Source organism: Streptomyces scabichelini (assembly GCF_011045015.1).
GTDB lineage: Bacteria > Actinomycetota > Actinomycetes > Streptomycetales > Streptomycetaceae > Streptomyces > Streptomyces scabichelini.
On record NZ_JAAKZY010000082.1, the window covers coordinates 15,737 to 42,014 of the forward strand.

The 26,278-nt window shown below is 69.6% G+C and carries 22 protein-coding genes; 13 read left to right on the plus strand and 9 right to left on the minus strand.

Translation table 11 applies throughout. The features are described 5' to 3' along the window. Positions 1 to 124 precede the first annotated feature (124 nt). The 4 genes from G5C60_RS24765 to G5C60_RS24780 are packed head-to-tail and all read left to right on the plus strand — an operon-like array spanning position 125 to position 3,952. Positions 125 to 1,063: an ATP-binding cassette domain-containing protein gene (locus tag G5C60_RS24765; RefSeq protein ID WP_165262969.1), complete on the plus strand. Its 939-nt coding sequence runs from the start codon at positions 125 to 127 to the stop codon at positions 1,061 to 1,063. Further along, positions 1,063 to 1,896: an ABC transporter permease gene (locus G5C60_RS24770; protein WP_420907406.1), complete on the plus strand. Its 834-nt coding sequence runs from the start codon at positions 1,063 to 1,065 to the stop codon at positions 1,894 to 1,896. Before G5C60_RS24765 ends, G5C60_RS24770 begins: the two co-directional genes overlap by 1 nt. A 26-nt stretch (positions 1,897 to 1,922) precedes the next feature. Then, on the plus strand, positions 1,923 to 3,284 hold the full coding sequence (locus tag G5C60_RS24775; RefSeq protein WP_165262973.1) for a sensor histidine kinase: 1,362 nt from the start codon (positions 1,923 to 1,925) through the stop codon (positions 3,282 to 3,284). Then, the gene (locus G5C60_RS24780; RefSeq protein ID WP_165262975.1) at positions 3,281 to 3,952 is read left to right on the plus strand and encodes a response regulator; all 672 of its coding nucleotides are present in this window, start codon (positions 3,281 to 3,283) and stop codon (positions 3,950 to 3,952) included. The genes G5C60_RS24775 and G5C60_RS24780 overlap by 4 nt, the downstream gene beginning before the upstream one ends. Positions 3,953 to 4,105: 153 nt before the next feature. Here G5C60_RS24780 and G5C60_RS24785 read toward each other — a convergent pair whose 3' ends face one another. Genes G5C60_RS24785 through G5C60_RS24800 form a run of 4 tightly spaced genes read right to left on the minus strand, consistent with a single transcriptional unit; the run spans position 4,106 to position 9,500 of the window. After that, on the minus strand, positions 4,106 to 5,560 hold the full coding sequence (locus G5C60_RS24785; protein ID WP_165262977.1) for a sensor histidine kinase: 1,455 nt from the start codon (positions 5,558 to 5,560) through the stop codon (positions 4,106 to 4,108). After that, positions 5,557 to 6,273, minus strand: a complete 717-nt coding sequence (locus tag G5C60_RS24790) for a response regulator (RefSeq protein ID WP_165262979.1) — start codon at positions 6,271 to 6,273, stop codon at positions 5,557 to 5,559. The genes G5C60_RS24785 and G5C60_RS24790 overlap by 4 nt, the downstream gene beginning before the upstream one ends. Positions 6,274 to 6,333: 60 nt before the next feature. Beyond that, positions 6,334 to 8,262 (minus strand): ArnT family glycosyltransferase, encoded by a 1,929-nt coding sequence (locus G5C60_RS24795; protein WP_206439962.1) that lies wholly within the window; start codon positions 8,260 to 8,262, stop codon positions 6,334 to 6,336. Next, on the minus strand, positions 8,259 to 9,500 hold the full coding sequence (locus G5C60_RS24800) for a bifunctional glycosyltransferase family 2/GtrA family protein (protein ID WP_165262981.1): 1,242 nt from the start codon (positions 9,498 to 9,500) through the stop codon (positions 8,259 to 8,261). Before G5C60_RS24800 ends, G5C60_RS24795 begins: the two co-directional genes overlap by 4 nt. A gap of 116 nt (positions 9,501 to 9,616) precedes the next feature. Here G5C60_RS24800 and G5C60_RS24805 point away from each other — a divergent pair, with 116 nt between their 5' ends. Next, on the plus strand, positions 9,617 to 10,939 hold the full coding sequence (locus G5C60_RS24805) for a glycosyltransferase 87 family protein (protein ID WP_165262983.1): 1,323 nt from the start codon (positions 9,617 to 9,619) through the stop codon (positions 10,937 to 10,939). A 62-nt stretch (positions 10,940 to 11,001) separates the two neighbouring features. Continuing rightward, complete coding sequence (locus tag G5C60_RS24810; RefSeq protein WP_165262985.1) at positions 11,002 to 11,637, plus strand: DedA family protein; 636 nt, start codon at positions 11,002 to 11,004, stop codon at positions 11,635 to 11,637. A 17-nt stretch (positions 11,638 to 11,654) separates the two neighbouring features. Here the strand turns inward: G5C60_RS24810 and kstD are convergent, their stop codons facing one another. Further along, a complete protein-coding gene (gene kstD, locus G5C60_RS24815; RefSeq protein ID WP_165262987.1) occupies positions 11,655 to 13,463 on the minus strand; it encodes a 3-oxosteroid 1-dehydrogenase in 1,809 nt (602 codons plus the stop codon). Between the two features lie 562 nt (positions 13,464 to 14,025). Further along, on the minus strand, positions 14,026 to 15,651 hold the full coding sequence (locus tag G5C60_RS24820; protein ID WP_165262989.1) for a phosphodiester glycosidase family protein: 1,626 nt from the start codon (positions 15,649 to 15,651) through the stop codon (positions 14,026 to 14,028). 285 nt (positions 15,652 to 15,936) lie between these two features. Here G5C60_RS24820 and G5C60_RS24825 point away from each other — a divergent pair, with 285 nt between their 5' ends. Continuing rightward, positions 15,937 to 16,221, plus strand: a complete 285-nt coding sequence (locus G5C60_RS24825) for a hypothetical protein (RefSeq protein ID WP_241267040.1) — start codon at positions 15,937 to 15,939, stop codon at positions 16,219 to 16,221. A gap of 237 nt (positions 16,222 to 16,458) precedes the next feature. Here G5C60_RS24825 and G5C60_RS24830 read toward each other — a convergent pair whose 3' ends face one another. Continuing rightward, positions 16,459 to 17,088 (minus strand): TetR-like C-terminal domain-containing protein, encoded by a 630-nt coding sequence (locus G5C60_RS24830; protein WP_165262991.1) that lies wholly within the window; start codon positions 17,086 to 17,088, stop codon positions 16,459 to 16,461. A 112-nt stretch (positions 17,089 to 17,200) separates the two neighbouring features. Between G5C60_RS24830 and G5C60_RS24835 the strand changes: the two genes are divergently transcribed. Next, positions 17,201 to 18,253, plus strand: a complete 1,053-nt coding sequence (locus G5C60_RS24835) for an aldo/keto reductase (RefSeq protein ID WP_165262993.1) — start codon at positions 17,201 to 17,203, stop codon at positions 18,251 to 18,253. 124 nt (positions 18,254 to 18,377) lie between these two features. On the opposite strand, the gene G5C60_RS24840 is transcribed toward G5C60_RS24835, so the two are convergent. Next, positions 18,378 to 19,403: a substrate-binding domain-containing protein gene (locus G5C60_RS24840; protein ID WP_165262995.1), complete on the minus strand. Its 1,026-nt coding sequence runs from the start codon at positions 19,401 to 19,403 to the stop codon at positions 18,378 to 18,380. A gap of 180 nt (positions 19,404 to 19,583) precedes the next feature. On the opposite strand from G5C60_RS24840, the gene G5C60_RS24845 reads away from it, so the two are divergent. Continuing rightward, entirely contained in the window at positions 19,584 to 20,366 is a 783-nt protein-coding gene (locus G5C60_RS24845) for a TIM barrel protein (protein WP_165262997.1), read from the plus strand. Between the two features lie 46 nt (positions 20,367 to 20,412). Further along, positions 20,413 to 21,456 carry a Gfo/Idh/MocA family oxidoreductase gene (locus G5C60_RS24850; protein ID WP_165262999.1) on the plus strand — a complete coding sequence of 348 codons (1,044 nt, stop codon included), beginning with the start codon at positions 20,413 to 20,415 and terminating at the stop codon, positions 21,454 to 21,456. On the opposite strand, the gene G5C60_RS24855 is transcribed toward G5C60_RS24850, so the two are convergent. After that, positions 21,410 to 22,390, minus strand: a complete 981-nt coding sequence (locus G5C60_RS24855) for an AraC family transcriptional regulator (protein WP_165263001.1) — start codon at positions 22,388 to 22,390, stop codon at positions 21,410 to 21,412. The genes G5C60_RS24850 and G5C60_RS24855 overlap by 47 nt on opposite strands. A gap of 82 nt (positions 22,391 to 22,472) precedes the next feature. Here G5C60_RS24855 and G5C60_RS24860 point away from each other — a divergent pair, with 82 nt between their 5' ends. The 3 genes from G5C60_RS24860 (at position 22,473) to G5C60_RS24870 (ending at position 25,995) form a co-directional block, all read left to right on the plus strand. Next, positions 22,473 to 23,312, plus strand: coding sequence for an NmrA family NAD(P)-binding protein (locus tag G5C60_RS24860; RefSeq protein WP_165263003.1), 840 nt, complete (start codon positions 22,473 to 22,475; stop codon positions 23,310 to 23,312). Positions 23,313 to 23,380: 68 nt separating this feature from the next. Further along, positions 23,381 to 24,067 (plus strand): DUF3105 domain-containing protein, encoded by a 687-nt coding sequence (locus G5C60_RS24865; protein ID WP_165263005.1) that lies wholly within the window; start codon positions 23,381 to 23,383, stop codon positions 24,065 to 24,067. A 383-nt stretch (positions 24,068 to 24,450) separates the two neighbouring features. Continuing rightward, a complete protein-coding gene (locus tag G5C60_RS24870) occupies positions 24,451 to 25,995 on the plus strand; it encodes an MFS transporter (RefSeq protein WP_165263007.1) in 1,545 nt (514 codons plus the stop codon). Positions 25,996 to 26,278 lie beyond the last annotated feature (283 nt).

Genomic DNA, 26,278 nt, shown 5'->3' on the forward strand with positions numbered 1-26,278 from the left:
GTACCAGTCACCCCTCGAAGAGTCACCCGCGGTCCCAGTGATTGCGACGTTCCCGCCCGTAGCTTCGAAAGCAGAGGTCACGGCCCTTCCGTGACCGGTATCCAAGCGAGAAGGAGTGACCTCGGTGATCGAAGCGCGAGAGCTGACCAAGCGCTACGGCGACAAGACGGCCGTGGACCGGCTGAGCTTCACCGTCAAGCCTGGTGAGGTGACCGGATTCCTCGGCCCCAACGGCGCGGGCAAGTCGACGACCATGCGCATGGTCGTCGGCCTGGACGCCCCTACCGCGGGCTCGGTCGTCGTCAAGGGGCGCGCCTACGCGGAGCACCCGGCGCCGCTGCACGAGATCGGAACTCTGCTGGACGCCAAGTCCGTCCACCCCGGGCGCAGCGCGCGCGGCCATCTGATGGCGTTGGCACACACGCACGGCATCGCGCGCCGCCGGGTGGACGAGGTGATCGAGCTGGCCGGGCTGACCAGTGTGGCGGGCAAGCGGGTGGGTGCCTTCTCGCTCGGCATGGGGCAGCGGCTCGGCATCGCCGCCGCACTCCTGGGCGATCCGGACATCCTCATGCTGGACGAGCCGGTCAACGGCCTGGACCCGGAGGGCGTGCTGTGGGTGCGCAACCTTCTTCGCGGGCTGGCCGACGAGGGCCGGGCGGTGATGCTCTCCTCACACCTGATGAGCGAGATGGCGCTGATCGCCGACCACTTGGTCATCGTCGGCCGCGGACGGCTGCTCGCGGACACCACGCTGGACGACTTCACGCAGACGGCCGGCGGGGGCGGCGTGAAGGTCGTCACCGACCAGGCGGCGCGGCTGCGACGGCTCATCGCCGGCCCGGATGTGGTGATCACCTCCGATTCCGCCGAGGAGTTGGTGATCTCCGGGCGCACCGCCCGGGAGATCGGAATGATCGCCGCCTCGCACGGGGTGCCGCTCTACGAGCTGACCCCGCAGTCCGCCTCCCTGGAGACGGCCTTCATGGACCTCACCCGCGACGCCGTGGAGTACCACAGCGCACCCGCCGACAACGCGGGCACTGACCGAAAGGCGGCATGATGACCACCTCCTCTCTTTCCGTGGCGCCTGCCTCCGCGACGCCGGTGCGCAAGGTGACGCCTCGCGGGGTACTGCGCTCGGAGTGGGCCAAGTTCTGGTCGCTGCGCTCCAGTTGGATCACCCTGACTGCCTCCGTGGTCGTGCTGCTCGTCTTCGGGACGATCGCTGCCTCCACATACAGCCCTCCCACGGGAGCGGACTCCGGTCCGTCCATGTCCGACGGCTCCAGCGACGCGGTCAACCTGGCCCTGATGGGCACGCCGTTCGTGTCGCTGATCGTGGGCTCGCTCGGGGTGCTGCTGTTCGCGGGCGAGTACAGCACGGGCATGATCCGCTCCACGCTCGCCGCGGTCCCCAGGCGGCTGCCGGTGCTGTTCTCCAAGATTGCCGTGGTGGCACCGCTGGTGCTGGTCCTCACCACGATCGGCGCCTTCGTGGCGTTCCAGCTGGGCGCGATCGGCCTGGACGGCGAGGAGATCGCCCTGTCGCTGGGCGATGACGGTGTACTGCGCAGCCTGCTCGGCGTTGGGGTCTACCTGGCCCTCGTGGCGGTGTTCGGTGTGGCTCTGGGCGCGCTGCTGCGCTCTGCCGCCGGAGGCATCGCCTCCCTGCTCGGCATCCTGCTGATCCTGCCCAACCTGACCTCGCTGCTGCCCGACTCGCTGGCCGACACGCTCCAGCCGTACTTCCCCAGCACGGCCGGAGAGGCCATGTTCTCCCTGCACCGGTCGGCCGACTCCCTCTCGCCCGGTGCAGGATTCGCGGTCTTCGCCGCCTGGGTGGCCCTCGCACTCGCCGCGGCGGCCATCCGGCTGAAGCGGACCGATGCCTGAGTGGGGAAGTGGAGACGATCGGGCTCATGAGTCCGCACCGTGCGGCTGGCGCCGTGGACCGGGCGCAGGGGGCGGCACCCTCGCCGTCCCCTGCGCCCGAGGCCGGCTGGGAACATCCCCTGCTGGACTGGCTGCTGCGCCGCCAGCGCCGCCTGCAGCAACTGGGCCGGCGGCACCCCTGGTTGCTCGACACCGCGGTGGTGCTGATCGTCGCGGTGATCGGCCTGACCGACCTGCTCTCCGACGGCGGTGGCGACGGCCCCTTCGGGAACACCGAAGTCCGCGACGACCTGCCGGCCGCCGTCTCGTACGTGGTGTCCGCCGCGCTCGTCGTGCCGCTGTGGTGGCGCCGCCGCGCCCCGGCCCCCGTGTATTTCCTGATCGCCCCGGTCGCCCTCGTCCAGGGGGCGCTGGGCCTGCAGGTGGCGGCCGGCATCGCCGCGTTCATCGCCCTGTACACCATGGCCCGCTACGGTTCCCTGCGGCTACTGGGCTGGGTCGCTGCCGTGGCCGTCGCGCAGGAAACGGTTCCGGTTCTCGTCCTCCTGCCGAGTGAACGCTGGCTGCAGAGCCTGTTCTTCGAGCTGGGGACGGTCACCGCGGCTGCCGCCGTCGGGCTGACGCTGCGCACCCGCCAGATGTATCTGACCGCGCTGGAGGACCGCGCCCGGCGCCTGGAGATCGAACGCGACCAGCGCGAACAGCTCACCGTCGCCGCCGAACGTTCCCGAGTTGCCCGCGAGATGCACGACATCGTCGGCCACAATCTCTCCGTCATGATCAGTGTCGCCGACGGCGCCGCCACCCTCGCCGCCAACAGCGGCGAGCAGTCCGAACAGTCCCTGCGCATCCTCGGCGACACCGGCCGCCAGGCCATGAGCGAACTCCGGCGTGTCCTGGGCGTCCTGCGCGAGAAGCAGCACGGCGAACGGCCGCTCAGTCCACAGCCCGGCATCCGCGATCTGGCCGCCCTCCTGTCCAGGGTCCGCACCGCGGGACTGGACGTCACCTATCGGACCGTGGGCGACCTCGACACGCTCGGCAACAGTGTGCAGCTGACCGTCTACCGCATCGTCCAGGAAGCCCTGACCAACACCCTCAAGCACGCCGGTGCCGGCTCCGCCGCCGACGTCACCGTGACCGCGGACGCCGGACAAGTCCGGATCCGGATCGCCGACACCGGAGCCCCGCCGGAGGTACGTCGACCGTCGCCGCAGCCCGACGATCCCGGGCACGGCCTGGTCGGCATCCGCCAGCGGGCCGCCCTGTACGGCGGCACCGCCACCATCGGCCCGCGCGACGACCGGCCCGGCTGGATCGTCGACGTCGTATTTCACGCATCCGACGAGCCCGCCCCGCCGGCACCAGGAGAAGAACCGCTGCCATGACCACTGTGCTGATCGCGGACGACCAGCCCCTGCAGCGCATGGGCTTCCGCATGCTCATCGAGGGCACCTCCGGCCTGACCTGCGTCGGCGAGGCCGAGCACGGCGCGGAGGCCGTCCGCATGGCAGCCGAACTGCGCCCCGACGTCGTCCTGATGGACATCCGCATGCCCGGCATGGACGGCCTGGAGGCAACCCGCCGGATCACCGCCGCCGGGGGCGGCCGGACCCGCATCCTCATCGTGACCACCTTCGACCTCGACGAGTACGCCCACGACGGACTGCGCGCCGGAGCCAGCGGCTTCCTGCTCAAGGACGCCCGCCCCGAGGAGATCGTCGCCGGCATCCACGCGGTCGCCACCGGCGACGCCGTCGTGGCCCCCAGCCTGACCCGGCGCCTGCTGGACGCCTACGCCCACCAGGTCCTCGCCCCGACCAGCACCCCTGCCACCGAGGATCCCCGCCTCGCCACCCTCAGCGGCCGCGAGAGGGAAGTGCTCATCGCCATCGGCCGGGGCTGGAACAACACAGAGATCGCCGAACGGCTCGTCCTCACCGAATCCACGGTGAAGAAGCACGTCGGCCGGGTCCTCGCCAAGATCGGCGCCAGGGACCGCATCCAGGCCGTGATCACCGCGTACGACGCAGGGCTGGTTCGGGCACAGCCGTAGCGGACCAAGCGCTCCGCCGGCTGTGTCGATATGCGGCTCCGCCGCGGGGCCGCGATGTGCCGTCAGTCCGCTGCGGCGTCATCGTGGCTGGTCGCGCAGTTCCTACGCCCCTTTTGGGCGCTCCCGAACCGCAGCCGACTTCACCGGACCTGCTCAGGGAAGCAGCACGGCGAAGCGAGCGCCTTCGTCGGGCGCCGTCCTGAGTTCGACGCGGCCGCCGTGGGCCTCCAGGATCGCGGCGGTGATGGCCAGGCCGAGTCCGGTGCCGCCGCGGGTGCGGGAGCGGGCCTCGTCGACCCGGTAGAACCGGTCGAAGATGTTCGGCGCGGCCTCCAGCGGCACGCCGGGCCCTTGGTCGATCACTTCCAGTACGACACGGCCGCCCGATTCCAGACTGCCCGCTACGGCTACGGGAGGTTCTGGCCGTGTGGCGGACATGCCCACGCGGATGTGCACGGGCGTGCTGGGCGGGGTGTGGGCCAAGGCGTTGCCGACGAGGTTCGTGATCACCTGGCGCATCCGGTGTTCGTCCACCGTGACCCGGATCGGCTTTCCGGCGCTTTCGAGGACCAGTGGCCGCTGCGGGTCGCGGACCCTTGCGTCGTGCACGGCGTCCTCGACGAGTGTGCGGATGTCGAGTTCGGCCAGGTCAAGTGCGCGTTCCTGGTCGAGGCGTGCCAGCAGCAGCATGTCGTCCACAAGGCGGCTCATCCGGATCGCCTCGTCCTCGATCCGGCCCATCAGCCGGTCCACATCGGCCCGGTCCGGCGCGCCGCCGCAGCGGTTCAGCTCGGCGAAGCCACGGATCGATGTCAGCGGGGTGCACAGTTCGTGCGAGGCGTCCGCCACGAACCTGCGCAGCCGCTCCTCGGACCGTTCCCGTTGGCGCAGTGCGGAGGAAAGCCTGCTGAGCATGGTGTTCAGGGCGCGACCGAGCCGACCGACCTCGGTGTGCGCATCCGAGGCGACCCGCAGATCGAGGTGGCCGCCGGTGATGTCCTCCGCCGTCTTCTCGATCTTGGTCAAGGGTCGCAGCCCCAGCAGTACCAGCAGGAACCCGACCCCGCCGAGGACGAGCAGCAGAGCGATCCCGACCCCGACCTCGATCCAGATCAGCTGTGTCACGGTCGCCTCGGTGGTCTCCGTCGACTGCGCGGCCACAATGATCCGCGGCCCGTCGGGCATCGTCCGCTTGGACACCACGACGCGCCAGTCGGCACCGCCCTGCTGGTCGGCGACCATGAACGGGCGCTCGTCGTACCGGCCGACGGTGGTCGAGTCGATCAACGGCAGGGTCGGCCCCACCGTGGCCGGCTGGGCGGACAGCTGCGGCTTCCCGTTGCGGTAGAGCACCTGGAGCGCGAAATCCGTGGGCAGACCGTTGGAGTTGCGCCGGTCCTCCGGCGACGGCCTCAACTGTTGCGGGCGGCCGTCCACCTGTTGCACGAGGAGCCTGAGCTGGTCGTCCATCCGGGCGACCATGAACTCGCGGATCATCACGACGCTCGCGACCCCGATGGTGCCCAGGCCGAGGGTGGCCAGCACGAGCAACGCCACGACCAGACGCGCCCGTAGAGTCCACGGTTTGCGCCACCGGTTCTTGCTCATCGCTCTTCCCTGGGCAGCCGCAGCGAGTAGCCGATGCCCCGGACGGTGTGGATCAGCGGCGGTTGCACCGAGTCGATTTTGCGGCGCAGATAGCTGATGTACGACTCGACGATCCGGCCGTCCCCACCGAATTCATAGCTCCACACCCGGTCGAGGATCTGCGGTTTGCTGACCACCCGCTCGGCGTTGACCATCAGGTACCGCAACAGGTTGAACTCGGTGGGCGACAGCTGGACCAGCCGACCGGCCCGATGGACCTCGTGGGCGTCCTCGTCGAGCACGAGATCGGCGTACCGGAGGGTGCCGTCGTCCTGCGGGATGTCGGCGCCGCTGCCCGTGCGCCGGAGGATCGCCCACAGCCGCAGCACCACTTCCTCCAGGCTGAACGGCTTGGTCACATAGTCGTCGCCGCCGGCTGTCAGGCCCGCGATCCGGTCTTCCACGGCCCCCCGTGCGGTCAGGAAGAGCACCGGCAGCCGGTCATGGACCGTACGGAGGTTGCGGGCGAGGCTGAAGCCGTCGGTGTCGGGCAGCATCACGTCCAGAATGACGATGTCCGGCCGGACACGCCGGGCCGTGGCCAGCGCTTCGGCTCCGCAGTTCGCCGCGTGCACGGTGAACCCGCTGAGCCTGAGCGCTGCCGACAACAGCTCCAGGATGTTCGGTTCGTCGTCCACTACCAGGACGGCTGCCTCACCACTGTGCTGATCCACCTGACCAGCATCGACGAAGAACCTGGGAAGTACCTGGGAACTGTCTGAGAACGCTGTGATTCAGGCATCCGTGCACTCGTGCAGGGTTCCGGCCTCGCCCGCCTTGAGCACGGGCTTGCAGTTCTGCTCGACCCACCTGGACCGCTCGATGACCGTCTTCTCGTCCATCTGCATCATCCCGCCGCCGGTGAGCACGAACCGCAACCTGCCCTCATGCACCCAGGTGGACAACTGGTCCAGCGAGGGCACCGGGTCCTTGCCGTCGAACCCGCCCATGCCGACCACGGTCGCGTCGCTGTCGACGATGTACACCCCCGCGGCCTGGGAGCCGCCCTCGACGGCCAGGGTGATCGCTTCTCCGGATGCATGCGATGTGGCGTAGTCCAGGATCTTGCGCTGGTCCGCGGTGAGTTCCGCGCTGTCCCAGCCGGCCGGCATGGTGTCGACCGTCGGCCCCGCGGCCGGCAGGCTCGCGATGGCGGTGGTGGAGGCCGCAGCGGCACCGGACCACACGGCGGGTGCGAGGAGTACCGCGCCGAGCCCGAGCCCGAGTCCCATCCTCGGGACCTTGCGCAGTACCAGGGCCAGGATCGCGACCAGCGCGACGACCAGCACCGCGTACCGCAGCCAGCCGTGCCATGAGGTGTTCCGGGAGACGAGCACCCACGCCCACCCCGCCGTCACCGCGACACCGGCGGGCAACGCGAACCGTGCCGGTCCCTCGCTCTCCCGGTACTTCTGGAGCGCCCACACGGTGCCTACGCCGACGAGCGCGCCGATCGCGGGTGCCATGAGGGTGGTGTAGTACGGGTGAAAGACGCCCTTCTGGTTGCTGAACACGATGGCGTTCACCAGGAGCCAGCCGCCCCACAGCACCCAGCCCGCCCGGTTCGCGGTGTCCGCTGGGGCGGACCGGCGCAGGCGCCGGAAGCCGAGCACCGCCGCGCACGCCAGCGCGGCCAGTGCCAGCGGCAGCAGCCAGCTGATCTGCCCGCCGACCGCCTCGCCGAACATCCGGCCCGCACCGGACGAACCTCCGAAGCTCGTGCCGCCCGGGCCGCCGAAACTCGCGCCGCCGGGTCCGCCGGGGCCACCTCCGCCCGCCGGTGCCCCGCCGTTGCCGTTCCCCTCACCGCCGAACACGCGGCCGAGCCCGTTGTAGCCCAGTACCAGATCCAGGACCGTGCCGTCGGTGCTGCCGCCGATGTACGGCTTCTTGCCCGGCCACAGGCCGACTGCCGCGACCCACCACAGCGAACTCGCAAGGAGCACGACGGCCGCACCGGCAAGGTCGAGCATCTGACGGCGCCAGTGGGCCTTGCTCCCGGCCAGGTACGCGGCGAAGAAGGCAGGAATGACGATGTACGCGGCCGCCATCTTCGCCAGGAAGCCGCACCCGAGCAGGAACGCTGTGAACAGCAGCCACTTCGTCCTGGTACGGGGGTCCAGCGCCTTCATCGCGCGGGTGAAGGCGTATGCCGCCGCGACGAGCGTGAGGACGAGCATGGTGTCGGTGTTGTTCGTGCGGGTGGTCGCCACCGTGATCGGCGTGAGCGTGAGGATCAGCGCGGCGATCAGCGCGGCCTTCTCGCCCGCCCACATCCGGACCGTCCGGTGCAGCAGGAAGATCGCCGTGACACCTTCGACCACCTGCGGCAGTAGCACGGACCAGTGGTGGATGCCGAAGATCTTCACCGAGATCACCTGCGGCCACAAAGACAGCGGCGGTTTGTCGATCGTGACCACACCGGCCGGGTCGAACGAACCGAACAGGAAGTTCGTGAAGTTCGACGACATCGACTTGACCGCGGCCGTGTAGTACGTGTTGCCCCAACTGCCGGTCCACATCACCCAGCCGTACAGCACCGTCCCCAGCACGAGGATCGCGATGAGCGCGTACCGCGGCCCGTGCGGGGGACGTTGCTGAGGCGGTTCGACGGGCACTGCCTGCTCCGTCTGTTGGGCTTGGCCGGTATCGGCGGCGGTCATACGTTTCCCTTTTCTTGTTTGAAGACCCAGCCGCGCAGCAGGACGAACCGGCCGGCCGTGCCGAGCACGGATGCGCCGAGCAACACGAACAGTTCGAGGAGACGCGAGGGTTCGGACACTGCCGAGTGCAGGACGAGCAGCGCGGTCGATGTGAACGCGTAGTAGAGGCCGAAGACGATGAGCCCTTGCAGGTGCGCTCTGCCGGACGAGCCACGGGAGCCGAGGAACGTGAACCGCCGGTTGGCCTCGGTGTTGAACATCGTGGTGACCACGAGCGCCAGCAGGTTGGCTGCCAACGGGTGCATCGCCGGCCGCAAGAGTGCGTAGAGCAGCAGAGTGACCGCTGTGGACAAGAGGCCGATCACGCCGAACGACAGCAGTTGCCAGAGCAGACCCGGGTCCCGTCGGGACAACACCGCGTCGGGGTGGGCCGCTTGGGGTTCCGGACGCCTTGGCAGGTCGGCGACCCTTGCCGTGCCGGCGGCCTTCGCCCTCGCCACCCGGATCAGACCCCGGATGTCCTCGAGCGCGGTCGATCCGATACTGACCCGGGTGTCGATGTCCTCGACCCAGTCGACCGGCACCTCGTGCACCCGCAGTCCGTTGTGCTCGGCCAACAGCAGCAGTTCGGTGTCGAAGAACCAGTTGTCGTCCTTGATGCGGCCGAGCAACGGGCGGATCACGTCCGTGCGCGCGGCCTTGAAGCCGCACTGGGCGTCGGAGAACTTCGCGCCGTGGCTGAGCCGGATGAGCGCGTTGTAACCCCGGGAGATCAGCTCACGCTTCGGGCCGCGTACGGTCCTGGCGCTCGGGGCGAGCCGCGAGCCGATCGAGACGTCCGAGTGGCCGTTGACCAGCGGAGCCACCAGGGGCAGCAACGCGTCGAGGCCGGTCGACAGGTCGACGTCCATATAGGCCACCACGTCGGCGTCGCTCCATTGCCACGCGGTGCGCAGGGCCCGGCCACGGCCCTTCTCGTCGAGATGCAGCACACGGACCTGATCCGAGGCTTCGGTCAGCTCGTTGGCGATCGCCAGGGTGGCGTCGGTGCTGGCATTGTCGACGATGGTGATGGTCCACTCGAACGGCAACTGTTCGCGCAAATACGACGTCAGGACGTCCACGCAGCCGCGCAGCGCGCGTTCCTCGTTGTACACCGGGATCACGACGTCGACCGTGGCGGTCTTGGTCGCACCGGTCAGGTCCGGCGGTGTCGCCGGGGCAGGGGTGCCAGTCATGACAACAGGTGTGCCAGGCGTAACCGCAAGCGGCCTGGACGGAACCTGAAAGAAGCCTGGGAATCTGCGAGTTCGGCTCTCAGGTAACTCGCACAAACGCGTCCTACGGTCGCGGCGTGTCAGGAACATCGGAATCCGTCGACATCGACGAGAAGCAGACGCGAACATCCCGCCGAGTGGGATTGGTGGTTACCGCGGTCGTGCTCGCGGTCGTGGCCAGGGTCGCCATGTTCGACCACGAGTCCACCGACTTCAAATTCTTCGTCAAGGGCTGGTACGAATTCATTTCCACACACGGTGGATTCGGAGCTCTCAAGTACAACTTCGCCGATTACAACGTCCCTTATCTCTACCTGATAGCGGCATTGACCTATCTGCCGATACCCGCACTCATCGGGATCAAGGTCATCTCGGTGGTGTTCGACCTGATCCTGGCGTACTTCACCTACCGCATCGTCGCGCTGCGCCACACCGGCCGCCGGCTGCCGGCACTGGCTGCCCTCCTCGTGCTGTGCCTCCCCACCGTGGCGACCAACAGCGGGATGTGGGGGCAGGCCGACTCCCTCTACGCCGCGTTCGGCCTCGGCGGCGTGTACTTCCTCCTGCGCAGGCGGCCGTGGCCGGCCGGCGTCTTCTTCGGCCTGTCGCTGGCCTTCAAACTGCAGGCAGTCTTCCTGTTCCCGCTGCTGCTGGTCCTCGCATGGAAAAGGTGGATCCCGTGGCGGGTACTGCCGGCCGTCCCCGGGGTCGTCCTGCTCCTTGACGTGCCGGCGTTGCTGGTCGGAGCGCCCATAGGGCGCTTGTTGTCGGTGTATGCCGACCAGACGAGCGCGTATCCGGCACTGTCGATGCTCGCGCCGTCGATCTACCAGTTCCTCCCGGCGAGCGCCGACGCGGAGGTGATCCGGCCCATCGGTATCGCGGTGACCGGACTGGTGATTCTCGGGCTGTGCCTCGGCGTACGGCTCAGCCGAGTGCGGCTTACGACAACGAAAGTCGTGCTGATGGGAGCAGCTTCGGCTGTCCTGGTGCCGTTCCTCCTGCCGTCGATGCACGAGCGCTACTTCTACCTGGCCGAGGTACTCACCGTGATCGCGGCGTTCTACCTGCCGCGCCGCCTCTGGTACGTGCCTGTCCTCGTGCAGGTGGCCTCGTTCCGCGCCTATCTCCACGTGCTGTTCCCGGCAGCGGATTCGACGCCTCCGGGAGACCTGCCGGGAGGGCCCGGCCTTCCCGTACCCGGCGGGCACTCGGAGCCCGGGGACATGTCGGGCGCTATGCCGGACGCGATGTTGGACCAGTACGCGCCCACCCTGGAGTTCCGGGTCCTCGCCGCGCTCATGGCGGTCGCGGTCGTGTCCGTGGTGTGGACGGCATTCCGCGAATTCCGCCGAGATTCCCCGCCGGAGCACAGAAAACACACATTCACGATGCGCTGACCACGTGGCGATCCATCAGGTTTCACCGCGGAATTCCACAGCCGACCCGAGGGAGTCAAATCATGTATGCCGCAGCCGCCGACCAGCCAGGAGGTCTCGCCGGCCTGGTGGTGGACATCATGGACGAGCTGGGCGGACCGGGCGCCGCGCTCCTCGTCGGCATCGACAACATCTTCCCGCCGACGCCGAGCGAACTGGTGCTGCCACTGGCCGGTTTCGCCGCGAGCCAGGGCACCATGAGCCTGTTCATGGCGCTGTTCTGGACCACCCTCGGCTCCGTCGCCGGCGCCCTGCTCACCTACTGGCTGGGCGCGTGGCTCGGCCGCGACCGCGTCCGCTCCCTGATCATCCGCACACCACTGATGAAACCGTCGGACTTCGATCGCACCGAACGCTGGTTCCTCAAACACGGCACGAAGGCGGTGTTCTTCGGCCGGATGGTGCCGCTGTTCCGCAGCCTCGTCTCGCTACCCGCGGGCGTCGAACGGATGCCTGTGTGGCGGTTCCTGTACCTGACCACGCTCGGCAGCCTGATCTGGAACGCGGGCTTCGTCGTGGCCGGCTACCAGTTGGGCGCCAACTGGCAGGACGTGGACGAGTACGCGGGCGTCTTCCAGAAGGTGGTCATCGCAGTCGTCGCACTGGCCGTCGTCGTGTTCGTGGCGGTCCGGATGCGAATCAGAGGCTGGAGAAGGTAGCTGAAGCGATTGACGACTCATGTCCGCGCCGCGATGTCCCGTGCCGCGATGTACCCGAACGTCATCGCGGGTCCGATCGTCGAGCCCGCGCCCGCGTAACTGCGGCCCATGACGGCGGCGCTGGCGTTTCCCGCCGCGTACAGCCCGCGGATCACCGAGCCGTCCGGGCTGAGCACGCGCGCCCGGGCGTCGGTGAGCAGGCCGCCCTTGGTGCCGAGGTCGCCCGGAACGATCCGGAAGGCGTAGTAGGGGGCCAGCCACAGCGGTGCCAGGCAGGAGTTGGGGCGGACGGAGGGGTCCGTGTAGTAGTGGTCGTACGCGCTGTCGCCGCGCTCGAAGTCGGTGTCGTCGCCGCTCCTGGCAAGGGAGTTGAAGCGGTCGACGGTGGCGCGCAGAGCGGCCGCGGGTACGCCGATCGAGGCGGCCAGCGAGTCCAGTGTCCACGCCTTGTGGACGGCGCCCGACTCGTACCAGGCGTCGGGGAACACGAAGGTCGGCGCGACGTCCTTGAAGAGGTAGCGGTTGCGGTAGTTCTGGTCGACGATCAGCCAGGCCGGGATGTGCGGGGCGTTCGGCGTGTCGCGGTCGTACATGGTGTGGACGACATCGCTGTACGGCGCGGCCTCGTTGACGAAGCGCGCTCCGGCCGCGTTGACGAGGAGCCCGCCGGGCAGGGTGCGTTCGGCGAGGCAGAAGTACGGCTGGTCGGGGAGCGGGATCGCCGGGCCCCACCACGCGTCGTCCATCAATCCCAGCGCCGCGCCTGCCCGTTCACCGGCCCGGATACCGTCGCCGGTGTTCTCCTTGGCGCCGACCGTCCACTGGGTGCCGATGGGCTGCTCCTGGTACTGCTTGCGCATGGCCGCGTTGTGCTCGAAGCCGCCCGAGCCGACGATGACGCCCCGGCGGGCGCGCAGCAGTCCGGGTGCGCCGTTTCTGGTGACGACCGCGCCGGTGACGGCGCCGTTCTCCCTGTGCAGATCGGTCAGCGGCGTGTTCAGCCACACGGGCACGCCGGCCCTGAGCAGCCCGGCGCGCAGCCCCGCCGCCAGCGACTGGCCCATGGTGAGCGGCTTCTGGCCCAGCAGCGCCGCCTTCGTCCCCCGGGCCAGGCACTCCGTGGCCACGGCGAGCCCCTTCGCGCTGACCGCGGAAAGGACGAGCCACTTGTAGTCGGCGCTGAAGACGACCATGCCGGCCGGGACCGTCATGTACGACGGGTTCAGGCGCGCCAGCTCCGCACCCAGGATGTTCCCGTCGAGTTGGTCGGGCTCGATGGAACGGCCCTGCGCCAGCCCGCCGGGCAACTCCGGGTAGTAGTCGCTGTAGCCCTCCATCCAGCGGAAGCGCAGCGGGCTGTTGGCCATGACGAAGGAGAGCATGGCGGGCCCATGGTCGAGGAAGGCCTTCTGCCGGACGACCGGGACGTCGTCGCCGACCACGGCCGCGAGGTACGTGGCGGCCTTCGCCGGGGTGTCGGGCACCCCGGCGGCCAGGATGACGGAGTTGTTCGGGACCCAGATGCCCGCGCCGGAACGGGCCGCCGAACCGCCGAAGGTGGCCGCCTTCTCCACGACGACGCACGTCAGGCCCTGCTTGGCGGCGGTGAGCGCGGCCGTCATACCGGCGGCTCCTGAGCCGATGACCACGACGTCGTACGTGCCGAGGAGGGGCAGGTCGGCGGAGTCGGCGGCGTCTGCGTAAGGGCCGCCGGGGTACGGCAGCCCGCCGGCGAGAGCGAGGCCGGCGCCGGCGGCACCGATCACACGGCGGCGCGAAGGGGCGGAGAGTGGCGTACGTCTGACGGGATCAGCGTGGGTGGACATGGCAGGTCTCTCCAGTCTGGTCAGGGAAAGGGAGGCCGTGCTGTGCTGCCCGGAGCACGAGGGGCTCCGGGCGCCCCGTTTCTGATGCAGAGTCAGGAATGTGGCGCCGAAACCGGGTTGAAGTCAAGGGGTACGCCCGCCCCGGGCGCCGTACACCATGCGGAGCCCGACGCTCCTGCCCCGCATCCGCCGGCCCTCTCCCCGACATCCGACCGAACCGGACCGCAATGACGCGCCGGAGGCGGCGGAAGCGGCGGAGGCGGCGGGACGAATCGGCCTTGGGGCCCTCGATCAGGGGAGTTGAAGCGATCAGGGGAGTTGGAGCCGGTTCAGCGGCGTGTCCGCGTGTCCGGAAACGCGGGCGGAGGCCGGGACGGGCCGGCGGCGGCTTGGAGCCCCGCCGTTGTCGGCTTGGAGCCCCGCCGTTGCCGGCCGCATCACTCACCGGCCGCCCGTGAAAGGCCCGTGTCCGACCAGAACGCAGGCCTGCGCCTGCACGGCCTGACACGAGCCCCGACACGAGACCTGACACGAGACCTGACAGCCTGGATGACGCCGGCCGTCAGCGGGTGAGCAGCAACGCGTCGCCCACCGCCCGCTCGGTGCCGTCCGACGGCGAGTTGATCACCTTGCCGTTCACCACCGTGGTGACCGAACCACCGCCGTCAAGGGCCATGGCGCGCACCGCGCCCAGCGACTTGATCAGCTCCGCCCCTTCGTTGAGCCCGAATCCGTCGCTGTAGCTGGGCTGGCGGCCGTCCGCGGTCACCAGGAGCACACGGCCCTGCCGGTCGACGCCCAGGAGCATGCGCGGGTTGCGCTTGATGCCCCAGGTGTACGCGAAGGACGGGTCGCCGATCCGCTCGATGCCGTCGGCTCCGTAGTTCACCGCGACTTTTCCGTCGCGCACCAGCTCGGGGCCGCCGTTGACGATGTCGTCCTGCGGGCCGAGTTCGAGCTCGCGGCCGCTCTCGTCCAGGATCCGCTGCCGCACCTTCAGCTCGCTGCCCGGCTTCGCGTGCGTACGCAGCCAGGAGGCTCCTTCGCCGATGCCGGCCAGGACGCTGCCGCCATCCGGCACGGCACCGCCGCGCGGACGCACCTCCCGAACCCGGCCGCTCGCGTCGAGCACCGCCTCGATGCCGTCACCGGCCGGGGTGCTCGCACCCAACTCGTCGGTGAACTCGACGATCTCGTCGGGATCGGTGCAGGTCACATCGTGCTGCGGCACCTCGGTCGGGGAGTCGCCGCCGACACCACCGCAGTTGCGGACCAGGCCGGGCACGCGGTTGATGCCGTCCACGATCGCGGACGCCCCGCCCGCTCGGACGCTGAGTTCCGTGCGGAGCTTCTTGAACTCCGGGCGCAGACCGTCGCCGCGCAGCACCGCCGCGATCCGGCCGTTGGTCGCCGCGCTCTGCAGCTCCCCGTCGTACGCGGCAATGCCGGCCGAGGCGCCCGGCACGCCGTCCTTGCCCTCCATGACGAAGAAGCCCGCGTTGACGCCGAGCAGGGCGTCGTCGCCGACGGCCATGTCGCTCACCTTCTCCCGGCCGGCGACACCCGTGCCGTACGTGGCGTCCAGCGCACCGCCATAGCGCTGCGGGTCGATGATCGCCACCTTGACCCGGGCCAGACCGGTGCCGGGCTCACCGTCCGCGCCGGTCCACTCGCTGATCGCGTCGAACCCCGCGTCCACGAGGTCCTGACGCTGCGCGTCGGCCTCGGTCCGGTTGGCGTACTCGCCCACCCGGACTCGTACGCCGACCAGCCCTCTGCGGTCCGCACCCCGCGGCCATTCGACCCGCTCACCACGAGCGCTGAACCCGGCGCCACGCAGCCGCTCCGCCAGCGCCTGAGCGCCCTGCTCGGTGGCGAGGTGAGCGCCGTCGGCACGCACCGTGACCGTCCAGTGATCCGCACCGGGACGGCCCGAGATCCTCCCCTGATACAGGTCGACTCCGGAGGCGAGGCGATCGTGCTGCCAGCCGGCGATCGGCCGAGGTACGGGGGTCGACGGAGGAACGGCGGTCGACGGAGGAACGGCGGTCGTCGAAACGGCGGCCGTGGTGGCTGCGACGTTGTCGTACTGGTCGACGACAACACCAGGAGCGACCAGTCCTGCCGCGGCGACGGCAACCACCGACGCCTTCACGGAAACACGGAACGGACGGCGTGCGAGGGCCATAGGCACTCCTAGGTAGCGGACGAACATCGCGTGCACAGCTGACTTGCTCACATGACACGCTTTCGGAAGGCGCGTTCATGCGTCACAAGCGCAACTCCTTGCGCAGGGAACGCGAATTCCCGAGCGACGGTTGAACCCAGGCGTGAATACCGGAAGTCCGGCCAGTGAACTCGCCTCAGGCCAACCATGGGTGGACCGCACCGGGGAAGGATCGCGAGAGTTCCGGTTACCGTGTCAGGCGATCCGAATACGGAGATCCCCCTCGTCGGAGGTGGCCGGCTCATCGTGAACGACCACGCCACCTGCGGCGGACCGCAGGAATACATGGACGTATTCCTGCGGTCCGCCCTCCCGGCCATCCAGGACCTCTGCGAACGTCGGGGCGGCGAACTCGAGTCGCTCACGCACGAAGCCGTACCCGATGCCACGGGCGACATGGTCGTCGCCGCCACGGCGGTGGTGCTCTTCCGCGGCCGCCGCTGCGTTTTCCGGCGCGGGATCTGGCCCCCGAGTCACCCCCGGCCACCCGCGCCGCCATCTACGCAACCGTCCTGGAAGAACGACTGCTGACAGGAGTCCGCCCCTCGCCCGGCGACGACACGTCGCCGGTCGACCTCTGAAGGCGCGTCCTCACGAAAGCGACGCGGCCGGGCGCTCAAAGCCCGTCGCGCCGCTCGAGGCTCCTGTGCGGGCTGACGCGGATCACGACGCGCGCTGGACCGAGGTGAGCCGGACCGAGGTGGGCACGCGGAGTGCCCGAGTGATGACGCGTACCCGTTCTGCCACCCGGGCACCCTGGCGACACGGTCACGCAAGACCTCCTTCGCCCCGCAGGTATGCTCCCGCGCGCGCCGCGGCCGCTGCGGCCTCGGCGGCTTGGTCTGCGGTGGCCTCGTCGAGGCGGTCGCCGGTGGTCAGCAGGCGGTAGTAGAGGGGGGCGGAGACGGCACGGATGACCTCGTGGACATCGGTGCCCTCAGGCACCTCACCCCGGTCGATGGCCTGCTGGACGCAGGGCGCCCACTCCTTGACGCGGATGTCGTAGAAGCGGTGCAGGGCCTCGGCTGTCTTCGCCTCGCAGGTGGCGGCCGCGATCACTGCCTTGAACAGTGCTCCCTGCCGCGGGTCGGCCAAGGTGCGCTGCACGAGCCGGGCGTTCGCCTTGAGATCACCGAGGAGCGAGCCGGTCTCGGTCCGTGGCAGTGACTGCTCGGCCATGTCCAGCAACAGGTCGGCCACCAGGCGGGGCACCGTTCCCCAGCGGCGGTAGACGGTGGTCTTGCCCACCTCGGCGCGGCTCGCGACGGCGGCGAGGTCCAGGTGGGCAAAGCCATCCTCAGCCAAGGCGTCCCCGGCCGCCTGCAGCACCGCCGACCGCACCCGCGCCGTGCGCCCTCCGGGACGGACGGTGCCCGGATCCGCACCCTCAAGCTCCATAACGGTACTCCAGTTTCATTAATCGTCCATGGCTGCTACGTTGAGGCCCCACGCTAACGGAACTACAGGACCATTAACCAGTTTGATCGGTCAGGCAACGAGAGGAACAGCCATGGAATACAGGCGGCTGGGTGCATCCGGCCTCAAAGTCCCCGCGCTGAGCTTCGGCACCGGCACCTTCGGTGGTCAGGGACCGCTGTTCGGCGCCTGGGGCAACACCGATGCGCAAGAAGCGCGCCGCCTCGTGGACATCTGCCTCGACGCCGGGATCACGATGTTCGACACCGCCGACGTCTACTCCGGCGGCGCCTCTGAGGAGGTGCTGGGCGAAGCGATCAAAGGCCGCAGGGACCAGGTGATCGTGTCCACCAAGACCAGCCTGCCGATGGGCGAAGGGCCAGGCGATGCGGGCTCCTCCCGTTCGCGTCTGATCACCGCCTGCGAGGACGCCCTGCGTCGGCTCGGCACCGACTACCTCGATCTGTTCCAGCTACACGCCTTCGACGCCGGCACGCCGATCGAGGAGGTCCTGTCCACACTCGACGATCTCGTACGAGCGGGAAAGGTCCGCTACCTCGGCATCTCCAACTTCTCCGGCTGGCAGGCGATGAAGTCCCTGGCGATCGCGGAGAGGTACGGCCACCCGCGCTATGTCGCACATCAGGTCTACTACTCCCTCATCGGCCGCGACTACGAATGGGAGCTGATGCCCCTCGGCCTTGACCAGGGCCTCGGAGCCCTCGTCTGGAGTCCCCTCGGCTGGGGACGGCTCACCGGCAGAATCCACCGGGACCAGCCGCTGCCGGCCAACAGCCGACTGCACGACACCGCGGACTACGGCCCGCCGGTCGAGGACGAACACCTCTACCGCGTGGTCGACGCCCTCGACGAGATCGCGCAGGAGACCGGCAAGACCATTCCGCAAATCGCCATCAACTGGCTGCTGCGGCGGCCGACCGTCTCCTCCGTCATCATCGGCGCCCGCAACGAGGAGCAACTCCGCCAGAACCTCGGCGCCGTCGGCTGGACGCTCACGCCCGACCAGATGGCGAAACTCGATGCGGCGAGCGGCAGGACGGCGCCCTACCCGTACTTTCCCTACCAGCGCCAGGAAGGCTTCGCCCGCCTCAACCCAGCAGTTGTCGGCCCTCCGCCTGCTGCATGACATCGGCGTCAAGTGGCTGGAGTGCAGCCGCGGGTGTCGGCTCCGCTGGTTCAGCTCGCGGTCGAGAGCACACGGCCGCCCTCGGCGGCGGGCGCGGCACGGGCCGGGATCTGCGTGCCGGCGCTCACCCGGGCGGTGAGGTTGTGCTCCGGACGACGAGGCGGGGGGCGATGACGTCCTCCCCGGCCGGGACCCCGTCGCGCTCCAGGCGTGCGACGGCCCGGCTGACGGCGAGGTGGGCGAGGCGGGCGATGTCCTGTCCCACCGTGGTGAGGTCGATGTGGGCCAGGCGGGCCAGATGGCTGTCGTCGAAGCCGACGACGGAGATGTCTCCGGGGACCGCGATGCCGGAGCGGAGCAAGAGGTCGAGTACGCCGGTCGCGCAGCGGTCGTTGAAGGCCAGTACGGCCGTGGGGCGCGGGCGGGCGGTCGACAGGGTCCGGGCGGCCTCGGCGCCTTCCTCCTCGGTGAGCCCGCCCGGGAGGATGCGGATGTGCTCGCTCAGGCCGTGGCGGTTCATGGCGGTGCGGTAGCCGCGGCGCCGGTCGGCCGCCCCCGGTGCCCGGCCGCCGTCGATGTGGGCGATGTCGCGGTGGCCCAGAGCGACGAGGTGGTCCACCGCCTGACGGGCTCCCTCGTCGTCGGCGGTCCGTACGACCTCCAGGCCAGGGACGGACGGCCTCAGCCGGCGGGCTACGGAGACGACCGGCACTTGCCCGGCGAGTTCCGCCAGCCGCTTGGCGGGGGCCTGCGGGCCGAGCAGGATCAGCGCCTCGCAGCGGTCGTCGAGCAGCGTCTCGACGGCGCGCCGCTCGCCGCGCCCGGCGGTCACGGCACTCAGCGCGATCTGGTACCCGGCCGGTTCGGCCGCCGCGTAGATACCCTCCACCAGATCGGCGTGGAACGGATGCTGGAGGCCGAACTGCACCCCGAGCAGTCTGGAACGCCGGCTGCGCAGCAATCGCGCCCGGGCGTCCGGGCGGTAACCGATCTCACGCGCGGCTTGGAGGATGCGCTCGCGGGTGGCCGCGCTGGCGCCCTTGGCATCGCGCATCACGATGGAGACGAGCGCCGTCGACACCCCTGCCCGCGCCGCGACGTCCGCGAGCGTCGGCCGCTTTCCGTCGGGGACCGCGGGGGTTTCCGGCACCTGTCCTCCCTGGGCTGAGCCGCCTGTCCGGAGATCGACTATAGAACGTTCTAGGCTTCGCCGGCCACCGAAGTCTTGACAGGTGTGCGCGGGGACTGGCGTACTGCTCTCACAGGTTCCTAGAACGTTCTAGTACCTAGAACGTTCTAGTCATAGTCGCGGAGAGTAAGGGTGGCGGCGATGTACACACTGGCGGTCTGCGCCGAGATGGTCTTCCTGGACCTGCCGATCGACGAACGAGCGCGGCGCATCCACGACGCCGGCTTTCAGGTGGAGATCTGGGACTGGACCCGGCACGACCTGGACGCGCTGGCCCGGACCCCGGCCGACTTCTCCTCCATGACCGGCTACATCCGCGGCAGCCTCACCGACGAGGACGGGGCGGCCGAACTCCTGCGCACCGCGGAGGAGTCGCTCAAGGCGGCCGAGCATCTGGGCTGTCCTCGGCTGAACCTGCATGGCACCGGACTGGACGGCAAGGGCCTGCCGGTGGTGCCGGTGGATGGTCCGGCCACGGCGGACATGTGGATCGCCGCCCGTCACACGCTCACCCGCATCGCCGAGCTGGGCGAGAGTGCGGGGGTCACCTTCACCCTGGAGAACCTCAATACCGCTGTCGACCACCCCGGGGTGCCGTTCGCGACGGCCGCGGACACCCTGGCCCTGGTCCAGGCGGTGGACCGGCCCGGGCTGCGGATGAACCTGGACCTGTACCACGCGCAGATCGGCGAGGGGAATCTCATCGAGCTGGTCCGCCGGGCCCACGGCCTGGGCCTGATCGGCGAGATCCAGGTGGCCGACGTCCCCGGTCGCCGCGAGCCCGGAACCGGGGAGATCAACTACCCCGCGGTCGCCCGCGCCCTGGCGGAGCTGGGCTACGAGGGCACGGTGGCGATGGAGGCGTGGGCCTCCGACGACAGCGCCCAAGCCCTGGAGCGTTTCCGCGCCGCCTTCACCCACTGAAGCCTTCTGAAGTCGTCCGACGACAAGTGACGTACGGAGTCCCCGCATGACCACCCAACAGCCTCTCTCCGTCGGTCTCATCGGCGCCGGACGGATGGGTTCCTTCCACGCCGAGACCCTCGCTCACCGCCTCCCCGGCGTCCGGCTCGCCGCCATCGCCGACCCCGCTCCCGGCGCCGCGCAAAGCCTGGGCGAGCGCCTCGGCTGCACCACCACCTACACGGACATCGGCGAGCTGCTCGCCGACCCGCGGATCGACGCCGTAGTGATCGTCACCCCGGCCCGCACCCACGCCGACCTCGTCCAGGCGGCGGCCAAGGCGGGCAAGGCGGTCTACTGCGAGAAGCCCATGGCCGTCACCCTCGCCGAGGCCGACCGCGCTGTCGCGGTCGCCGCCGACGCGGGCGTACCGCTCCAGGTGGGCTTCAACCGCCGCTACGACCCAGGGTTCCGGGCCGCCCACGAGAAGATCGCCGCCGGCGCCATCGGCACACCGCAACTGCTGCGTTCCCTCACCCGCGACCCCAAGCTCGCCGACCCGGCCCGTATACCGCCATGGACGATCTTCCTGGAGACCCTCATCCACGACTTCGACATCCTGCGCCACCTCAACCCCGGCGCCGAACCCGTCGAGGTCTCCGCGATGGCAGACGCTGTGATCCGCCCCGACTTCAAGGACCGCGGCCTGCTCGACACCGCGGTCGTCACGATCCGCTTCGACAACGGCGCCCTGGCCACCGCCGAGGCCAGCTTCCAGGCCGTCTACGGCTACGACGTCCGCGCGGAGGTTCTCGGCTCGGCCGGCATGCTCACGATGGGCGACCTCCGCCGTACCCACCTGACCGCATACGGCCCGGACGGTTCCACCGCCGAGTGCGTCACCTACGACCAGGATCTCTTCCACGATTCCTACGTCGCCGAACTCGCCGACTTCACCGACAGCGTGCGCACCGGCCGCACCCCGTCCGTCACCGGCGAGGACGCACGCGGCGCCCTGTCCCTCGCCCTCGCCGCGATCGAGTCCGTCACCAGCGGCGGACCGGTCAGACTTCCTTCTGTCCTTCGCGCATCCGGTGCTCGCTCGGGCTGATGCCGTGTTCCCTTTTGAACGCGGCGCTGAGGGCGAAGGCGTTGGCGAATCCGACGCGGTCCGCCACCGCGGCGAGCGTTGCGCCGGGCTCGCGGAGCAGGTCGGCGGCCAGGGTGAGGCGTCGTTCCCGCAGGAAGGTCATCGGCGGCTGTCCGACGAGGGCGGTGAAGCGCCGGGCCAGGTTCGCTCGTGACACGCCTGCCCTGGCGGCGAGGGCCGGCAGGGTCCATGGGTGTGCGGGGTGGGCTTGCAGCAGGCGCAGGGCGGGGCCGACCACGGGGTCGCTGTGGGCCCGGTACCAGGAGGGGACCTGGGCGCCGGGGCGGGTGAACCAGGCGCGCAGGGCCGTGATGAGCATCAGGTCCAGCGTCCGGTCCAGCAGGATCTGCTGCCCGGACTCCTCGCGGGTGATCTCCTCGAACGTCCTCCCACTGACCGGGCAGGCACCCACGTCCGCCTCGACGACGGCCACGGACGGGAGGGCGGCGAGCAGTCGGCTCGGGGTGCCGCTGTCGAAGGTGTAGAGGCCGCTCAGGAGGAGTGTGCTGTCCGCCCCTGCCATCCGTGCCGTGTCCCAGGTGTCGGCGTCCGGGACTCGCGCGCCGAGCGTCTCCTCGCCCTGTGTGGTCGTGCAGCGTCCTCCGGGTTGGATCACCACGTCCGGTTCGGTGGCCGGGTCGTCCGCGATCACGTACGGCGCGCCGCCGCACAGCACCGCGACGTCACCGGGGCCGATCCTGACCGGGTCGCCGCCCTGGGGGGTGATCCAGGCGGAGCCGCGCAGGAGGACCGTGAGGGCCAGGGGGGAGCGGTCTTCGAAGCGCGCTGCCCAGGTGCCGGTGAGGGCGGACTGGTTGAAGACCGCGCCGGCGGTACGTATCCCGTTCAACAGGTCGGTCAGCGGATCCGTGCTGGTCAGTGCGAGGGGATCCATGCCGGTCAGCGTAGACGAACGGATATGGAGCTGAGTCTGCGTGGCATGGCCGGGGCGGATGGCGGCTGGTTCAGTCGAGTCCATGAGCGACGAGATGATCCTGGTGACGGGTGCTACGGGCAAGACGGGCCGCCGTGTGGTGCGGCTGCTTCAGGAGCGGGGCGTGGTGGTTCGCGCGGCGTCCCGCTCCGGTACGCCGTCCTTCGACTGGACGGACCGCGCCACCTGGGAGCCGGCGCTGCGCGGCGTGACGCGGATGTACCTGGTGCACCCCGGCCTCGGCACACCGCAGGCCGCTGAGGACGTCTCCGCGTTCGCCCGGCAGGCCGGGGCCGCAGGAGTCCGGCACGCGGTGCTGCTGTCCACGCCCTCCGACGCCTGGGGCCCTGCCCAGGAACGCGTCCTGGCTGCGGAACGAGCGCTGGAGCAGGCGGGTCTGGAGTGGACGGTGCTGCGGGTTCGCTGGTTCTTCCAGAACTTCAGCGAGGACTTCCTCCACGATCCCGTGATGAGCGGCGAGGTACGGCTGCCGGCCGGCGACGGCAAGGAGGCGTTCATCGACGCCGAGGACATCGCCGAGGTGGCGGTCGCCGCGCTCACCGAGGCCGGGCACGCCGGGTGGCACTACGAGCTCAGCGGCCCCCGGCTGCTGTCCTTCCAGGAGACGGTCGAGGAGATCGCCCGGGCCACCGGCCGCGACATCCGTTACGTGCCGCTGACCCCGGAGGCGTACGCGGAGGAGCAGCGCGCGCAGGGCGTGCCCGAGGAGTGGGTGCAGCTGTCCATCGGTCTGTACGAGCAGGTACGTTCCGGCGGCCTCGCCACACTCGGCGACGGCGTACAGCGCGCGCTGGGCCGCTCTCCCCGGGACTTCTCCGAGTACGCCAAGAGCACCGACGCGGCGGGCGCCTGGAACGACTGATGCTCTTCCGGCCCCTCCGGCGTCGCGTTCTGGCCTGTTTCTGGCGTCGCGTTCGGGGCCGGCTGCGTATGCGGCCCGGTGATGGACTCCGTCACCCGCGAACCAGAGCCGCGACAGCCAAGAGGGCCACAGCCAAGGCGGCCACAGCGAAGCACGAGGCCCGCATACAGGAAGCGCTCCGCTCCCGTGAGCGCCGGCACCGCGCCTTCCTTCTGACGGTCGGCGCGATCGTCGTCGCCTGGCTCGTCGGCCAATGGGCGTTCAACGCCTACCAGGACTACGAACGCAAGGCCACCGCGGCCAGGAAAAACGTACACGGCGAAAGGGTCTGGGCCGCCGATGCACTGAAATTCGACCACGTCGAAGGAAACGTCGATTACCCCATGACCCCGCCTGTCGGCGGTAGTCACGACAAGGCGTGGATGACCTGTAACGGCACCGTCTACACAAAGGCGATCCGTGACGAAAACGCCGTGCACTCCCTGGAACACGGCGCTGTCTGGATCACGTACAACGGCCTGGCCGGTGCCACCGACGTGAAGCAACTCGCCGAGAGGGTGGCCCGGACGCCCTACACCCTGATGAGTCCCGTCGCCCAGCAGTCCGGGACGATCATGCTGTCCGCGTGGGGCCACCAACTGACTGTCGACACGGCCTCCGACCCGCGCGTCGAGCAGTTCATCACCGCCTACGTCCAAGGCCCACAGACCCCCGAACCGGGCGCCGCTTGCACAGGGGGCATCACGGGAAAGTGAAATCCGCGGATTCCACTTCGACGCCGATGCTGAATTCAGGATTTGACAAATCGAGCTGATTGATACCACGGGCCATTCATTGATCCCTGCCGCATTGCCCACACCTCGACCGGCTCCGTCAAGCGCGACATCGTCACATCGAAAACAGTCTCAGGAAGCGCGTCATCAGCGGCGGCTGAGTGTTAGGGTCCACGACGTCTCGAGGATTCAGTAGTGCCTTCGATTTCCGCGAAGGCGCCGAACTTGACCAAACTCTGTTCGCCTGTGCAGCAGCCCTTCATTCGGGCTGCCCGGGAAATGAATTTGACATTCCAGGTTTTTCGCTACTCGAGACGAGAGTGAATCCCTTTTCCGCGCCCTCCGTCACCCATTGGAGTTCCCCCTTGCCTTCCGACAGCACGACCACCGTCGTCCCGGCGCAGCCGGGCACCCAGGCGTCCGAGGCGCCCGGGGCGTCACCGCGCGGCCGGCATCTCGGCCTGGCGCTCTTCGTGATCGCCGCGGCGCAGCTCATGGTCGTTCTCGACAACACCATCACCAATATCGCGTTGCCCAGCATCCAGACCGACCTGGGTGTGTCCGACGCGAACCTGGCCTGGATCGTCAACTCCTACGCGCTCGCCTTCGGCGGACTGCTGCTGCTCGGCGGCAAGGCGGGAGACCTCTTCGGCCGGCGGCGCATGTTCCAGGTGGGCATCATCGTCTTCACCCTCGCCTCTCTGCTGGGCGGTCTGGCCCCCAACGAGGGCCTGCTCATCGGCGCCCGAGTGCTCCAGGGCATCGGCGCGGCGATCGCCGCGCCCAGCGCACTGGCGTTGATCACGACCACGTTCCCGGAGGGCAAGGCGCGCAACACCGCGATGGGCGTGTACGCGGCCATGGCAGGCGTCGGCGCCACCGTCGGCCTGCTGCTGGGCGGCATACTCACCGACGGGCTCGACTGGCGCTGGGTGTTCTACGTCAACATCCCGATCGGCCTGGCGGTCCTCGTCGGCACCAAGACCCTCGTCGAAGCCGAACGCCACCCCGGCCGCCTGGACACCCCCGGCGCGATCACCGGTACCGGCGGCCTGATCGCCCTGGTCTACGGCATCACGCGCGGCGGCGAGCACGGCTGGACCAACAGCCTCACCCTGGTGTCCTTCGCCACGGCAGCGGCGCTGCTCGTCGCGTTCCTGCTCCTCCAGTCGCGTGTCTCGGACCCGATGATGCCGCTGCGCCTGTTCAAGGACCGCACCCGCTCAGGCAGTTACGTCACGATGCTCTTCATCGGCGCCGGCATGTTCGCCACGTTCTACTTCCTGACCCTCTACATGCAGCTGATCCTCGGCTACAGCGCGGTCAAGACCGGTTTCGCCTACCTGCCCTTCAGCGTCGGCATGGCAGCCGCCGCCGGCATCAGCTCCAAGCTGGTCACCCACATGGCACCCCGGCTGATCGCCGGACCGGGCCTGCTGGTCGCGGCGGCGGGCATGTTCTGGTTCTCCACCCTGGAGACCGGTTCCTCGTACGCGGCCCATCTGATGCCCGCGATGTTCGTGACCGCCCTCGGACTGGGGATGGCGTTCGTCCCGATGACGGTGACCTCGGTGAGCGGCGTGGATCACCTGGACACGGGCGTCGCCTCGGCGCTGCTGAACACCGCGCAGCAGATCGGTGGCGCCCTCGGTCTCGCGGTCCTGTCGACGATCTCCACCTCGGCGGCCGACGACAAGCTCCCTGAGGCGGCCTCCGCGCTCTACCGGGGCTTGGCCACCCAGGACTTCGGCCTGGTGGCGAGGGCGAGTGAGGCCGTGACACACGGCTACACGCTGGCCTTCGTCGCCGCCGGCGCCATGTTCCTGGCCGGCCTGGCGGTCACGATCCTGGCCGTCAACGCGGGCAAGCAGCAGCACACCGAGGGCGCGGCGCCCGTCCACATGGGCTGACCGCACGAACGGTGACGTCCACAGGTGCCGGCACCGTCACGGGATCGGCCCGGCAGGCCGCGCAGGCGCACGTCGCGCCGATCCCCGGCACACAGCCACGACGGCGTACGGCGGATCCGTCACACCGCGACGGATCCGCCGTACAGGTACCAGCCCTCCACAAGCCCGCCCACCGCTGTCAGTGCCCCATGGAAAGATGTGCCTTCATCGCGGCAGACGGCACAGGAGCGGGACAGCAGTCGGACAAGAGGGGCGTCATGGCAAGTGGTGAGGGGGTGGGTGG